Genomic DNA, 14,087 nt, shown 5'->3' on the forward strand with positions numbered 1-14,087 from the left:
TGTTGCGCATGCAAAATGCCGCTGGTATAAATCGTTCAACCGCCGCACGGAGCAGGTTCCGGGCAGTGGCGGTACAGGTGGATCGGGGCGAGCCCAGGCCAAGCCGGGCGCCCCCGGTTTTCAAACACGCGGGTTCAACTCGCTCAGGGAGTCAATAATGAACAAAGCCGAATTCACGGGTGCCGTCGCCGACGCCGCCGAGATGTCCAAGGCCGACGCCGCGCGCGCCGTCGACGCGATGATCGAGACCATCAGCAAGGCCCTCAAGAAGGGTGACACGGTCACGCTGGTCGGCTTCGGTACCTTCTCGGTCCGCAAGCGTGCTGCCCGCCAGGGCCGCAACCCCCAGACCGGCGAGACCATCAAGATCAAGGCCTCGAAAAATCCTGCGTTCAAGGCTGGCAAAGCCCTGAAGGATGCTGTAAACTGAGCGTCTTCCTTGGGAAGGGTGCTTAGCTCAGCGGTAGAGCGTCGCCCTTACAAGGCGAGGGTCGGGGGTTCGAAACCCTCAGCACCCACCAGGTAAGTGATACGCGGAGTGGTAGTTCAGTTGGTTAGAATGCTGGCCTGTCACGCCGGAGGTCGCGGGTTCGAGTCCCGTCCACTCCGCCATATCCCCGAGGGCGCCCCAAAAGGGCGCCCTCGTTTTTTCCGGCCCCGGAAAACCCGGGGTCCCACTCGGACGGCATAGCGCACATGCTCCAGACCATTCGCGACAAGTCTTCAGGCTGGATGGCATTCACCATCCTGGGCCTGGTCATCATCACGATGGCCTTCTTCGGCGTCGAATCTTATTTCTCCCCGAAAATCGAAACCTACTCGGCCAAGATCGAAGGTCCGGCCAAGTTCTGGATATGGGGCAAGCAGGTCCGGGAAATCCCCCAGGACCGCTTCCAGCGCCGCTTCGAACAGGCGCGCCAGGCCGAACGCAGCCGGCAGGGCGACGCTTTCGACTCGGCCAGATTCGAAGCCATCCAAAGCAAGCGCGAAGTGCTCGATCGTTTGATCGACGAAGAAGTGCTGGCGATGGCCGCCGAACGCGACGGCATCACCATCGGCGAGGCGGAAGTCGCCGCCGAGCTCAAGCAGATGGAAGAATTCCAGGTCAACGGCCAGTACAGCGCCGACCAGTACCGCCTGGGCCTGGCCGCGCGTGGCATGACCCACGGCCAGTTCATGGCCACGGTCGCCGCCGACATGGCCAGCCGCACGGTGCCCGGTGAAGTCGCCGCCACGGGCCTGGCCACCGATGCCGAGCTCGAGGCCTACCTGGTCCTGGCGCGCCAGGAGCGCGACGTCGAATTGATCGACCTGCCGACCCCGGCCGCGCCCGAGGCGCCGACCGACGAAGCGCTCAAGGCCTGGTACGACAGCCACGGCGACCGGTACACCAAGCCCGAACAGGTCGCGGTGGAATACGTCGAAATCGACGGCGCCACCCTGGAGGTGCCGACCGTGGTCGACGAGCAGACCCTGCGCCAGCGCTACGACGAACAGCGCCGTCGCTACGTCACCGAGCCGGTTCGCACGGCGGCGCACATCCTGGTTTCCGTGCCGGCCGACGCCGACGAGGCCGAAGTCGAGGCCGCGCGCGAACGCGCCCAGGCCCTGGCCGACCAGGCCCGCGAACCCGGTGCCGATTTCGCCGCGCTGGCCCGCGAAAACTCCGATGACGTCGGCTCCAGGGCCGACGGCGGCATGCTCGGCCCGATCGAAGCCGGCGTGTTCGAGGGTCCGTTCCAGGACGCGCTGTTCGGCCTGGACGAAGTCGGCCAGGTGGCCGACCCAGCGCGCACGCCCGAGGGCTGGCACGTCATCCAGCTCGCCGACCTGGAGCCGGGCAGCGAACGCAGCTTTGACGAAGTGCGCGGCGAGATCGAAGCCGAATACCTGGCCACCGAGCGCGACCGCGTCTACAGCGACCTGGGCAACCGCCTGATCGAGCGCATCTACCGCGACCCCACCGCGCTCGCGCCGGCAGCCAAGGAAGTGGGCCTGGAGGTCAAGCGCACCGGCCTGTTCGCCCGCGATGCCGGCGAAGGCATCGCGGCCATGGCGGAAGTGCGCCAGGCCGCCTTTGCCGACGCCCAGCGGGTCGACCGCCAGGTCAGCGATGCCGTCGAGATCGGCCCCAACCACCTGGTGGTGCTGCACGTGGTCGAAGTCGAGCCGGCCGCGCTGATTCCCTTCGAAGAGGTGCGTGAGCAGGTACGCGCCGACCTGGTCGCCGACAGCCTGTCCAAGGCGTCGGAGAAGCAGGCCCAGGCCCTGCTTGAACGTGCCCGTGCCGGCGAGTCCTTCGCCGACCTGGCCAGCGACGTTGGCCGCACCGTGGCCGAGCTGCCGGCGCTGACCCGCCAGTCGCCGCTGCCGCCGATGCTGCTTGAAGAGGCCTTCCGCCTGTCGGCGCCTACCGGGGACGCCCCCAGCGTCGGCATGGTGCGCCTGGGCGCCGATCGCCATGCCCTGGTGCGGGTGACCGCGGTGCGCGAAGGGGAGGTCGGTGAACTCGACGACGCCACCCGCGACGCCCTGCGCCAGCAGCTGGCCCAGGCACGGGCCGTGGTCGAGGCCGAGGCCTACGTGCGGGCGCTGCGCCGCCAGTACACCGTCACGGTGGCCGAAGACCGGCTCTGAGCCAGGCACGCCGCCCACGAAAAAGGCCCGGGATTTTCCGGGCCTTTTTCTTGGTGCCGCCGGACGGTCCCGGTCGCTGGTTCAGACCCCTTCGATGCCGGTCATGCCCAGGATGTTGTAACCCGCGTCCACGTAGGTCACTTCGCCGGTGACGCCCGAGGCCAGGTCCGAGCAAAGGAAGGCGGCGACGTTGCCGACGTCCTCGATCGTGACGCTGCGGCGCAGCGGGGCGTACTCCTCGACGTGGCCAAGCATCTTGCGGAAGTTGGCGATGCCCGCCGCCGCCAGGGTCTTGATCGGCCCGGCCGAGATCGCGTTCACGCGGGTGCCCTCGGGGCCCAGGTTCAGGGCCAGGTAGCGCATGTTCGCTTCAAGGCTGGCCTTGGCCACACCCATGACGTTGTAGTTCACCAGCGCGCGCTGGGCGCCCAGGTAGCTCAGCGTCAGGATGCTGCCGCCGCGGCCCTTCATCATCGGCCGGGCGGCCTTGGCCAGGGCGGCCAGGCTGTAGCTGGAGATGTCGTGGGCGATGCGGAAGTTCTCGCGGCTCAGGCCCTGCAGGTATTCACCCTCGATGGCCTCGCGCGGCGCGAAGCCGACCGAGTGCACCAGGATGTCCAGGCCGTCCCAGCGCTTGCCCAGTTCGGCGAAGACGCTGTCGATCTGGGCATCGTCGGCCACGTCCAGCGGCAGCACGATGTCCGAACCGTTTTCGCGCGCGGCGTCTTCGACGCGCGACTTGAGCTTGTCGTTCTGGTAGGTGAAAGCCAGTTCGGCGCCTTCACGGTGCATGGCCTCGGCGATGCCGGTGGCGATGGAACGCTGGCTGGCGATACCTACGATCAGGGCACGTTTGCCCGTCAGAAATCCCATGTTCTCCTCCTGATGCCGCCGTGTCGGCGGTGCGAACGCCCTAGTTTCGCCCGGCGCGGGCCATACCGCCAAGCATGGAGCCGTATCAGGGGTCCACCTGCACCTCCTGGCCGACCTGCAGCACGGACCGGGCATCCATGTCATTGAGCCGGTAGAGCTGGCGCAGGCCAACGCCGTACTTGCGGGCGATGCCCGACAGGGTGTCGCCGCTGCGCACGCGGTGGCTGCGCGCCGGCGCGTCGCCGGCGGGCGGGGCCGCGGGCAGGTCGCGTGCCGCCAGCAGCATGGCCGGGTTGGCGGGCACCAGCACTTCGCGCGGGGCACCTGCGGGCAGGCGGCCACCCCGGTAGGCGGGGTTGAGCCGGCGCAGTTCGCGGGCATCCACCAGCAGCTTCAGCGCCGCCTGGTCGAGACTGCTGGTGCCGGGCGGCAGCGGCAGGCGCGCCAGCGGCACGAAGCGCGCATCGCGCGGCAGTTCCAGGTCGTGCCGTTCGGGTTTGGCGATCAGGCAGGCCAGGGCGCGCAGCTTGGCCACGTAGTCGTAGGTGATGCGCGACAACCCCTGCGGCAGCCTGCGTTCGCCCGAGGCGTTGCGGTGCCCGTTGGACCTGAAGGCGCGCAGGATCCTGTATTCGCCGGCGTTGTAGGCCATGGCCGTGGCTCGCCAGTCGCCGTCGAAACGGGCCGACAGGTCGACCAGGTAGTCCAGCGCGGCGTCGGTGGACGCCACCGGCGAAAGGCGGCCGTCATAGCCGGACTGGATGCGGATGCCGTGGTTGCGCGCGGTGCTGGCGATCATCTGCCACATGCCCGCCGGCCCGCCCGGGCCGATGGCGGCCGGGCGATACCAGCTTTCGACGATGGGGATGAGCGCGAACTCCGCCGGCAGGCCGCGCCGGTCCACTTCCGTGGCGACGTAGGCCATCAGCGGCAGGACTTCCTCCAGGTGCCGGGCGAAGGACGCCGGGTGCCCTGCGTAGCGCTTGCGCCAGGCCCGGTTGGCCTCGCCCTTGATGCAGACGGGCGACTGGAAGTTTTCGGCCAGGTGGTCGAACAGTTCGGCGCCGGTATCGATGGGGTCGGGCGGCGGTGGGGGTTCGGGCGCCGCCAGCGCCGGGGGCGCGCCGCGCGCGACGGCGTCCGCGCGGGGCGTCGGCTCGGCAGGCCCGGCTTCCGCGGCCGGCGCGACCGCGGCGGGCGGCGACGCATCGTCTTGCGTCGCCACCGGTTTGACCGGCAGCTGGCAAGCGGCCAGCAGCAGGGCCGGCATCAGCAACAGCGCCTTCAAGGACCTCATCCGGCGAACCCGTCCTTCCAGGCACGCAGCTCGGCGAAGGTCTCGAGCCGGTCCCGGGGCGGGCGGCCCAGGCGCCGGCCGATGCTTTCGCGCACCTGCGGGGTGTCCACGCGCAGGAAGGGATTGCAGGCACGTTCGCTGGCCAGGGACACCGGCAGGCTGGGTTCGCCGCGGGCGCGCAGCTGACGTACGTCGTCCAGGCGCTGGTCGCGGTCGGGGTTGCCGGGTTCGGCCTCCCTGGCAAAGCGCCCGTTGGCTTCGGTGTACTCGTGGGCGCAGCAGACCCGGGTATCGCCGGGCAGGGCGGCCAGCCGGTCGAGCGAGGCGAGCATCTGCGCCGGGCTGCCTTCGAACAGCCGGCCGCAGCCCAGGCTGAACAGGGTGTCGCCGCAGAGCAGCAGGCCGGCGCCGTGGAAGGCGATGTGGCTGCGCGTGTGGCCCGGTACGGCGATAACGTCGAAGCTGGCGCCCAGGGCAGGTACCTTCACCTGGTCGCCGTCAGCGACCTGCGTGGTGCCGGAGGGCATGCGCGGGTCGTCCGGGCCGTGGCAGGGAACGGGGAACGCTTCCAGCACTGCCTGGACGCCACCGACATGGTCGGGGTGGTGGTGGGTCAGCAGCACCGCCACCGGCCGCAGGCCGCGCGAGGCGGCGGCCAGGACCGGCGCCGCGTCGCCCGGATCGACCACGATGCAGTCGCCGCCGGGGCCGGCCAGCAGCCAGATGTAGTTGTCCTGGAATGCCGGCAGCGCGATGACTTCCAAGGGGCTGGCGGGGTTTTCCGGGACTTCGGGCAAGCGGGGTGACCTCGATGGCGTGAATGACGCAGAATCGGAAACATGCCCGCGGCTCCCACCCCCCGTCAACACGAAGGCAGCGCCGACTCCTGGTTCTGCCGGGACCCCGGCCTGGCCCTGCTGCACCAGATCCAGCGCGAGGCCATACCTGAGCTTACGCGCGTATTCGGGCACAGCGGCCTGTACCTGCGCCCCTGCCAGGCGCTGCCGGAAACCCTGTCGGGCAACATGCTGGCGCAGGTACTGGGCCTTTACCGACACGAGGACCACCTGCAGGGTGCGCTGGCCTGCCGGGACGAAGCCCTGCCGCTGGCCAGCGGCAGCCTGTCGCTGGTCTACGCGCTGTGCGTGCTGGAAACCTCGCCCGCCCCGGACGCCCTGGTGGGCGAAATCGCCCGCGTGCTCAAGCCTGGCGGCGTGGCCCTGCTGGCCAGCCTCAATCCCTGGAGCCTGGCGCGCCTGCGCTGGGCCCTGCGCGGACTGCGCGGCATCGATCCGGTGCGGCTGGGCCAGCAAGTGGTCGACCACGGCCTGGAGATCGAGCGCCAGCACTGGCTGGGGCCGGTCTGGGCACCGGTGTCGGGACTTGAACTGCGCGAACCACGTGGCCAGGGCCTGTTTGCCGGCCTGCGGGCGGCCCACCTTATCGTCGCGCGCCGGCGCGAGCCCGGCATGACGCCGCTTCGCGCCGGCACCCCGACCATGGCCCTGCGGCCGGGAATCACTGCTGGATGAGCCCTACTTGAGCAAGAAGATCGTTGAAATCCACACCGATGGTGCCTGCCTGGGCAACCCCGGGCCGGGCGGCTGGGCGGCGTTGCTGTGCCATGCCGGCCGCGAGCGTGAACTGGCCGGCGGCGAGTCCGAAACCACCAACAACCGCATGGAGCTGATGGCGGCGATCATGGCGCTCGAGGCGCTGAAGTCGCCCTGCGAGGTCGAGTTGTCCACCGACTCGCAGTACGTGCAGAAGGGCATCGGCGAATGGCTGCCCAACTGGATCCGCCGTGGCTGGAAGACCGCCGCCGGCCAGCCGGTGAAGAACCAGGACCTCTGGATCCGGCTCGACGCCGCGGCCAGGCCGCACACGGTGCGCTGGAAGTGGGTCAAGGGCCATGCCGGCCACGTCGAAAACGAACGCGTGGACAAGCTTGCCCGCGCCGAAGCCGAAAAATTCAGGAGTTGAACCGCCGCATGCGCCAGATCGTTCTCGACACCGAAACCACCGGCCTGTCCTGGGAAAAGGGCAACCGCGTGGTCGAGATTGGCTGCATCGAACTGGTCGAGCGGCGGCCGACCGGGCGGCATTTCCACCGTTACTTCAACCCCGGTCGCGAAATGGAACCGGGTGCGCAGGAAGTCACCGGCCTGACCCTGGAGTTCCTGCAGGACAAACCGCGCTTCGAAACCGCGGTCGATGAGTTCATCGAATTCATCCGCGATTCGGAGCTGATCATCCACAACGCCAGCTTCGACGTCGGCTTCCTGGACTACGAACTGTCGCTGGCGGGAAAACACTTCGGCCGCATCACCGACCACGCCGGCGTGCTCGACACCCTGGCGATGGCGCGCGAACGCTACCCGGGCCAGCGCAACTCACTCGACGCCCTTTGCCGTCGCCTGGGCGTGGACAATGGCCACCGCAAGCTGCACGGCGCGCTGCTCGACGCCGAGCTGCTGGCCGAGGTGTACCTGGGCATGACCTCGGGCCAGGGCGACCTGGGCCTGGCCGCGAGCGGCGAAGGCGACGGTGCCGCCGCCGCGGCCACCGCCACCCGCCTGGCCAGCGCGACGGTGCCGCGGGTGCTGCGGCTCGCCAGCGCCGCCGAAGAGGCCGCCCACGCCGAACGGATGGCGAAAATCGCCGCAAAAGCCGGCAAACTGCTCTGGCCCGGGACCGCATCCGGCGCCTGAGCCCGTTGTTGGATGAGCCAAGGGTTTCCACCCGCGAGGTCGCCTTGAACGCCACTGTCCTGCTTACCTCGGTTGACATCGACATCCCCGGCTACCGCATCCTGCGGCCGATCGGCGAGGGCGGCATGGCCTCGGTGTTCCTGGCGGTGCAGGAATCGCTGGACCGCGAAGTGGCGCTGAAAGTCATGGCGCCCGCGCTGGCGGCCAACGCCGAGTTCGCGCACCGCTTCCTGACCGAAGGCAAGATCACCGCCAAGCTGCAGCACCCGAACCTGGTGACGGTCTACGACATCGGCAACCACGGCAACGTCTATTACTTGGCGGCCGAATACATCCCGGGCGGCACGCTCAAGGACCGCATCGAAGAAGGCGGGCTCAGCGTCGGCCAGATCCTCGACATCACCGCCGACATCGCCCACGGCCTGGACTTCGCCCACCAGAAGGGTTTCGTGCACCGCGACGTCAAGCCGGGCAACGTGCTTTTCCGCAACGACGGCCGCGTGGTGCTGGCCGACTTCGGCATCGCCAAGGCCATGGACGGCAGCAACAGTTCCACCGTCGCCGGTACGTCCATCGGCACCCCGGACTACATGAGCCCGGAGCAGGCGCGCGGCGAATCGGTGGACGGGCGCTCCGACCTCTACAGCCTGGGCGCCGTGCTGTTCGAGATGCTGGCCGGCGAGCCGCCCTACCAGGCCAGCGACGCCTTCACCGTGGCGCTGATGCACGTCACCCACCCGGTGCCGGCCTTGCCCGAAGAACATGCCTGGCTGCAGCCGCTGGTCGAGGGCCTGATGGCGAAGGACCCGGCGCAGCGGTTCAACACCGGCGCGGCCTTCGTGGAAGCCATGCACAAGTGCGTGGCCGGCGCCCCGGCCGGCGCCGTGGGCGTGGAAACGCGGGCGCGGCGTCCCGGCAACGACCGCATCGCCGGCGCCACCCAGCAGCGCACCCGCATCCGCGCCAGCGAGAAGGCCGCGCGGCCGGCCTGGTTGCTGCCGGTGGCGGGCGCGGGCGGCGCGTTTGTGGTCGCCGTGCTGGCCTGGTGGCTGATGACGCCGTCTGCGCCCGAAGTCGCCGCCTCGCCGGCCACGGTGCAGATGCCCACGACGGCCGCTTCGGCGGCCGATGGTCCGCTGCCCGAAGGGTTCAGCCTGCCGGCGCCGGTGGATGCGCCGGCCGACGACCGGCTTGAGAGGCTGCTCAACGCCGGCGACGCGCTTTACGAAAACGCCATCAAGCCCGGTCCCGACTTCGGGCGAAAGCTCGACTATCCCGACGACGACAGTGCACTGGGCTACTACCGCCAGGCGCTGGCCGTCGACTCCGAAAATGCCCGCGCCCGGGCCGGGGTGGCGAACGTGGTCGCCTTCTACCGGAGCAATGCCTACGAAGCCTGCAAGCTGGGCCGCTGGGTGCAGTGCCAGGTGCTGGTGATGAAAGGGCAGGCGGTGGACCCGGCCGACCCCTTCCTGCAGCAGCTGCAGGACGCCGCGGTGGCGGGGAAGAACGGCGAAGACCCGGCGCTGCCGGCACCGCCCGCGGGCTGAAGCCGCCTAGCGGCGGCGCAGCAGGATGACGGTGACGTTGTCCGAGCCGCCGCCGTCGAGCGCGGCCGACACCAGGTGGTCCACGCATTCCTGGGCCGACAGTTCGGTGCGCGCCAGCAGGGAAGCGATGGTGGCGTCGTCCACTTCCTCGGTCAGGCCGTCGCTGCACAGCAGCAGCTGCTGGCCGGGGCGCAGTTCCCCGGACAGGGTTTCCACCTTCAGGCTTTGCGGGTCGGTGACGCCCAGGGCCTGGGTGACCACGTTGCGGTGGGGGTGCACGCGTGCCTGTTCGGCGGTGATGGCGCCCTGGTCGATAAGTTCCTGCACGTAGCTGTGGTCGGCCGAGAGCTGGCGCAGTTCGCCGTTCCACAGGTAGGCGCGGCTGTCGCCGACCCAGCCCACCTCGAAGCGGTTTTCGGCGATGCGCAGGGCCACCATGGTGGTGCCCATGGGCAGGCTTTCCGCACGCTGCTTGCTGTGCCGGATGATGTCTTCGTCGGCGCGGCGGATGGCGTCCGCCAGGGACCGCCCGGCGCGCACCTCGCGCACCACCGCGTCGCGGGCGAGCGCGCTGGCGACTTCGCCGAACTCGTGGCCGCCCATGCCGTCGGCCACCAGCCAAAGGCCCAGCTCGGCGTCGCCGTAATAGGTGTCCTCGTTCAGCTCGCGACGCAGGCCGACGTGGCTCAGGTGGCCGAATTCGATCATGCGCGCTGTCCGTGGTTGGCCGGCGTGGGGGTCGGGTCCATTCGCGACATCATGCGTTCGCCCCGCGCCGGGCTGCAAGCGGCCACTCAGAACTCCATCCGGAAGCCAAGCGCGAGGTTGTACTGCGAGCTGCGGTCCTTGCCCATCAGGCGTTCGTAGTAGAAGAAACCCGAGCGGCCCTTGGTCAGCACCATCGACAAGCCCAGGCCGATCCGGAAATAGTCGGTATCGAGCGGATCGCCGCGCAGCCTCATCGCCGTTCCGGTGGGGTCGTTGAGGAAACGCGCCTCGACCGCCTGCGGGTCGTCGCGGAACTCGTGCTCCCATTCCAGTTGCAGGTGGGGCATCAGCACGCCCCAGCTGGCGCTGTGGGTGTAGGTGAGCTTGCCGCCGAGCACGCTGGCCAGGGACTCGAGTTCACGCTGCTCGATGCGCAGGCCCAGGCCCGAACCCGGCCCCGGCTGCAGGGTTTCTTCGATGGCGTCGAAGTCGAGCCGGGTGAACAGCAACCGGCCATAGGGCCCCAGGCCCCAGGCGCCGCGGTTGAAATCGCGGCCGAAGGTGACCGCCATCGACAGCATGTCGCCGTCGGACGAGGACACGGCGCTCTGGTCGATGGTCTGCGTGCCACCGCCCGCCAGGGGCAGGGTGTAGCGGATATGGCGCAGCATGTCGTAGTCGTTCCGGCCCCAGGTCAGCACGCCGTCCACGTACCAGCTGTCGGGCTGGTAGAAGGTGGTGTAGCCGGACACGCTCCAGCCCGAGGTTTCCACCTCGCCGCGGCCGTCGGGAAGGCGGGTGTCCTGGCGGGTCATGCCGACGGCGCCGCCGAGGATCCAGCGGTCGCTGATGCGGTAGTCGAAGCCCGCCGTCACGCCTTCGATGTCGGTGTCGTAGGCCGGATCGACCTGGCCCGGCTCCACTTCGCCGCGGCCCAGGGTGCCCGAGGCGAAGAAGCCCCAACGGCTGAAGTCGGTGCCGACCTCCATGGCCGGCTCCTCGTCCCCCAGCGCCTGCGCCACCAGTCCCAGGGAGAACAGCCCCTGGGGCGTGGTCAGGGCCAGGCCGCCGAAGTCGGTGCCCTGGGTGCCGCTGCGCAGCGCGGCGATGCGCGCCCGCAGGTTCTGGAACTGCGACTGCGCGGCCGCGAAAGCGGCGTTGCCCTGGGCCAGCGCCAGGTCGGCCATCAGCTGGTCGAGCGCCAGCACCGTCGCGGCCGGGTCCAGGGCGGCCGCCTCGATCAACTCCAGGCAGCGGTCCAGCAGGTCCTGCTGTGCCGCATTCCGGGCCGGCAACGCCGCCAGGGCCGGGCACAGGCTGTCCACGGCATTGGCGACTTCCGCGGTGGTGGCGTCCAGCCCGGTCAGCCCGGCCAGGGCGCCCTTGAGCGAGATCACCAGGGGCGCCTGGGCCAGGGGCGAGGTGGCGACGATCTCGGCGCCACCAGCGATATCCGGCGTGACGAAGTTGCTGGTTTCGCCGTTGGCGTCGGTGGTGCTGGTTGCCGTATCCAGGCTGCCATTGTTGCTGGTCCAGGCGATGCTGGCGCCGGCCACCGGCAGGCCACCGGCGTCCACCAGTTTCACCACCAGCGGTTCGGAAGGCTGGCCGGCCCGCATCAGCTGGTCGTCGCCGGACACCAGCTCCAGCGTGCCGGCCGGATCGACGGCGAGGGTGAACGCCACGCTGACGGCGGGTGCGTCCTGGCGGGTGGCCGTAACGACCACGGGCCCGGCCGTGGCGCCGGCGGTGACGGTGGCGCTGGTGCGGCCATTGGCGTCGGTAGGGCCACCCGCGGTCACCGTGGCATCGCCGGCCACCGTCCAGGTGATGCCCACGCCCACCGCGGGCAAACCACTGTTGTCTGCGACCACGACCAGGGGCGCCGCGAAGGGCTGGCTGGTGGTGACCACCTGGCCGTCGCCGCTTTCGATGGCCAGGCCGGGAATCGCCGTGGTGGTCAGGTTGAAGGTGACGCTGGCGCCGGGCGCGTCCTGGCGGGTGGCGGTCACGGTGACCGGCCCGGCGGTGGCGCCGGCGGTGACCGTGGCGCTGGCCTGGCCGGCACCATCGGTGGCGCCGCCGGGGGTGACCACGGCGTCGCCGGTCACCATCCAGGTGATGCCGATACCCGCTGCGGGCACGCCGCTGTCGTCGGCCAGCACAACCAGGGGCTGGGCGAAGGGCTGGCCGGTGTCAGCCTGCTGGCCGTCGCCGCTGGCGATGGCCAGCCCGGGCACGGCGGCGATGGTGGCGTCGAAATCGACGCTGACCTCGTCGCCGCTGGCCGGCACGCCGTCGGGGTCGTAGCTGGCGGTCAGGGCGCCGGGGAAGGTGCCGGCCGCGGTGGGCGTCAGAGTGACGCTGGCCGTGCCCGCGGCGTCGGTGAGGCTGGTGGTGCTGGCCGGGCCGAAGGGCGCGGCGGCGGCGGTCCACTGGATGGATTCGGCCGGCACCGGCACGCCGCCCTGGTCGAGCTGCACGGAGAAGGTTTGCGCCACCCCCACCGTGCCGGTCGCCGGGTTGGCGCTGGCGGCGACCAGGGTGAAGGGCAAGGCGGTGGTGGTCAGGTTGAAGGTGACGCTGACGGCGGGTGCGTCCTGGCGGGTGGCGGTCACGGTGACCGGCCCGGCGGTGGCGCCGGCGGTGACCGTGGCGCTGGCCTGGCCGGCACCATCGGTGGCGCCGCCGGGAGTGACCACGGCGTCGCCGGTCACCGTCCAGGTGATGCCGATGCCCGCTGCGGGCACGCCGCTGTCGTCGGCCAGCACGACCAGGGGCTGGGCGAAGGGCTGGCCGGTGTCGGCCTGCTGGCCGTCGCCGCTGGCGATGGCCAGCCCGGGCACGGCGGCGATGGTGGCGTCGAAATCGACGCTGACCTCGTCGCCGCTGGCCGGAACGCCGTCGGGGTCGTAGCTGGCGGTCAGGGCGCCGGGGAAGGTGCCGGCCGCGGTGGGCGTCAGGGTGACGCTGGCCGTGCCCGCGGCGTCGGTGAGGCTGGTGGTGCTGGCCGGGCCGAAGGGCGCGGCGGCGGCGGTCCACTGGATCGATTCGGCCGGCACCGGCACGCCGCCCTGGTCCAGCTGCACGGAGAAGGTTTGCGCCACCCCCACCGTGCCGGTCGCCGGGTTGGCGCTGGCGGCGACCAGGGTGAAGGGCAGGGGCGCGGCGACGGTCACCTGGAAAGTTCGCGTGTTCACCGCGCACGGCACGCAGACGACGCTGGCCTCGACCGTATAGACACCCGGTACGGTGGCGGTGAACGTGGCGTCACTTTCGCCGGCCGCCAGGACGCTTCCGGTGACGGCGCCGTCGCCGCCGCCTGGCTGGCCGGTCAGGACCCACGACACCGCCGTGCCATCGGGCCCCGGGAAGCTGGGGCTGCCGAAGTACACGGTAAGGGTTTCGATGTCACCGGCCGTCATCGCAACCGTCAGCGGCGTCACCGGATCGAGCGCGACGGCTTCGACCTGCACGGTGAAATCCACCGGCGGCACCGCGCCGCAGCCTTCAAGGAAGAAGGCGGTCGGGCAGACCACGTTGCCGCGTACGGTGTAGTTGCCCGCGGCGGTGATGGTGTCGGTCAGTGTCGCTATGCCGAAGGTGTCGGCGGGGCGCGTCCCGTAGGCCGTGGCATCGGTCAGGTTGTTGTAGTTGGTTGCCAGTCCGCCGGGATTGCCGTTGATCTGCAGGCTGGTCGCAACCGTGAAGTCCTGGATCTGGTTGGTCACCACCGTGGCGGCGGTGGAGTTGGTGTACGTGAACTGGTTGTTGGTGGTGAAGCTGAAAACCAGGGTGTCGCCCGCGCAGCCGCCATTGAGGCAGGTGGCGGTGACGGTGCCGCCGCCGCCGGGGTTCGGGCCCAGGGTGACGTCGAATGTATAGGGTGTGTCGAGCGCGATGGTCGGGTTCGCCGGTGGCACGATGGTCGCGCCGCCGGTGTTGTCCGGCGCGTCGACCACCAGGGAGACGTCCACCGTGGTCGCGCAGGCGGTCTGCGCCTCGATCGTGAAGCTGACGGTGCTGCCTGCCGGGGAGAGCTGGCTGGTGGGGCCGATGGCGACGAAGTCGCAGGTCTGGGCGTTCGCCGCCCCGCTCCAGGCCATGGCCAGGGCGGCGAGCGAAATGACGACCGCCCATTGCCAGGCCTGCCGAAGAAAGGAATCGACCGTCCGTCGGCCCGTCGCGACGCTGCCATTCGCGTACATCGCATTTCCCCTGGTTTACCGCTATAACGGCGGCACGAGTATAGCGGCTGACGCGCCGCTGCAAGTGCCTCGGCGCGGGTCGCATTGCTTTCTTGGGAGCCAT

Annotated in this window: 11 protein-coding genes and 2 tRNA genes; 8 read left to right on the plus strand and 5 right to left on the minus strand. The window is 70.1% G+C overall.

Annotation, left to right across the window (positions count from 1 at the left end; all coding sequences use genetic code 11):
• The first annotated feature begins 157 nt into the window (after nt 1–157).
• The 4 genes from IEX13_RS03540 (at nt 158) to IEX13_RS03555 (ending at nt 2,637) form a co-directional block, all read left to right on the plus strand.
• Entirely contained in the window at nt 158–430 is a 273-nt protein-coding gene (locus tag IEX13_RS03540; RefSeq protein ID WP_188661386.1) for an HU family DNA-binding protein, read from the plus strand.
• A 16-nt stretch (nt 431–446) separates the two neighbouring features.
• A tRNA-Val gene (locus tag IEX13_RS03545) sits at nt 447–521 on the plus strand.
• A gap of 14 nt (nt 522–535) precedes the next feature.
• Nucleotides 536–612 (plus strand) — tRNA-Asp (locus IEX13_RS03550).
• 84 nt (nt 613–696) lie between these two features.
• Nucleotides 697–2,637 carry a peptidyl-prolyl cis-trans isomerase gene (locus IEX13_RS03555; protein WP_188661389.1) on the plus strand — a complete coding sequence of 647 codons (1,941 nt, stop codon included), beginning with the start codon at nt 697–699 and terminating at the stop codon, nt 2,635–2,637.
• Nucleotides 2,638–2,718: 81 nt separating this feature from the next.
• Here the strand turns inward: IEX13_RS03555 and IEX13_RS03560 are convergent, their stop codons facing one another.
• From IEX13_RS03560 to gloB, 3 genes are all read right to left on the minus strand, one after another.
• Nucleotides 2,719–3,510 (minus strand): enoyl-ACP reductase FabI, encoded by a 792-nt coding sequence (locus tag IEX13_RS03560; RefSeq protein WP_188661391.1) that lies wholly within the window; start codon nt 3,508–3,510, stop codon nt 2,719–2,721.
• Between the two features lie 85 nt (nt 3,511–3,595).
• Complete coding sequence (locus IEX13_RS03565; protein ID WP_188661394.1) at nt 3,596–4,807, minus strand: transglycosylase SLT domain-containing protein; 1,212 nt, start codon at nt 4,805–4,807, stop codon at nt 3,596–3,598.
• Nucleotides 4,804–5,571 carry a hydroxyacylglutathione hydrolase gene (gloB, locus tag IEX13_RS03570; protein WP_188662989.1) on the minus strand — a complete coding sequence of 256 codons (768 nt, stop codon included), beginning with the start codon at nt 5,569–5,571 and terminating at the stop codon, nt 4,804–4,806. The genes IEX13_RS03565 and gloB overlap by 4 nt, the downstream gene beginning before the upstream one ends.
• Before the next feature lie 75 nt (nt 5,572–5,646).
• On the opposite strand from gloB, the gene IEX13_RS03575 reads away from it, so the two are divergent.
• From IEX13_RS03575 to IEX13_RS03590, 4 genes are read left to right on the plus strand one after another with little or no spacing between them, the layout of a single operon-like run.
• Nucleotides 5,647–6,339, plus strand: coding sequence for a methyltransferase domain-containing protein (locus IEX13_RS03575; protein WP_188661397.1), 693 nt, complete (start codon nt 5,647–5,649; stop codon nt 6,337–6,339).
• A 7-nt stretch (nt 6,340–6,346) separates the two neighbouring features.
• Nucleotides 6,347–6,790 (plus strand): ribonuclease HI, encoded by a 444-nt coding sequence (gene rnhA / locus IEX13_RS03580; RefSeq protein ID WP_188661399.1) that lies wholly within the window; start codon nt 6,347–6,349, stop codon nt 6,788–6,790.
• Between the two features lie 8 nt (nt 6,791–6,798).
• Nucleotides 6,799–7,518, plus strand: coding sequence for a DNA polymerase III subunit epsilon (gene dnaQ, locus IEX13_RS03585; RefSeq protein ID WP_188661402.1), 720 nt, complete (start codon nt 6,799–6,801; stop codon nt 7,516–7,518).
• 44 nt (nt 7,519–7,562) lie between these two features.
• Nucleotides 7,563–9,068, plus strand: a complete 1,506-nt coding sequence (locus tag IEX13_RS03590) for a serine/threonine-protein kinase (protein ID WP_188661405.1) — start codon at nt 7,563–7,565, stop codon at nt 9,066–9,068.
• Between the two features lie 6 nt (nt 9,069–9,074).
• Here IEX13_RS03590 and IEX13_RS03595 read toward each other — a convergent pair whose 3' ends face one another.
• Both IEX13_RS03595 and IEX13_RS03600 read right to left on the minus strand, forming a co-directional pair.
• A complete protein-coding gene (locus IEX13_RS03595; RefSeq protein WP_188661408.1) occupies nt 9,075–9,776 on the minus strand; it encodes a PP2C family protein-serine/threonine phosphatase in 702 nt (233 codons plus the stop codon).
• 86 nt (nt 9,777–9,862) lie between these two features.
• Complete coding sequence (locus IEX13_RS03600) at nt 9,863–13,984, minus strand: autotransporter domain-containing protein (RefSeq protein ID WP_188661411.1); 4,122 nt, start codon at nt 13,982–13,984, stop codon at nt 9,863–9,865.
• Between the last annotated feature and the right edge of the window lie 103 nt (nt 13,985–14,087).

The organism is Arenimonas soli, from assembly GCF_014643775.1.
Taxonomy (GTDB): domain Bacteria; phylum Pseudomonadota; class Gammaproteobacteria; order Xanthomonadales; family Xanthomonadaceae; genus Arenimonas; species Arenimonas soli.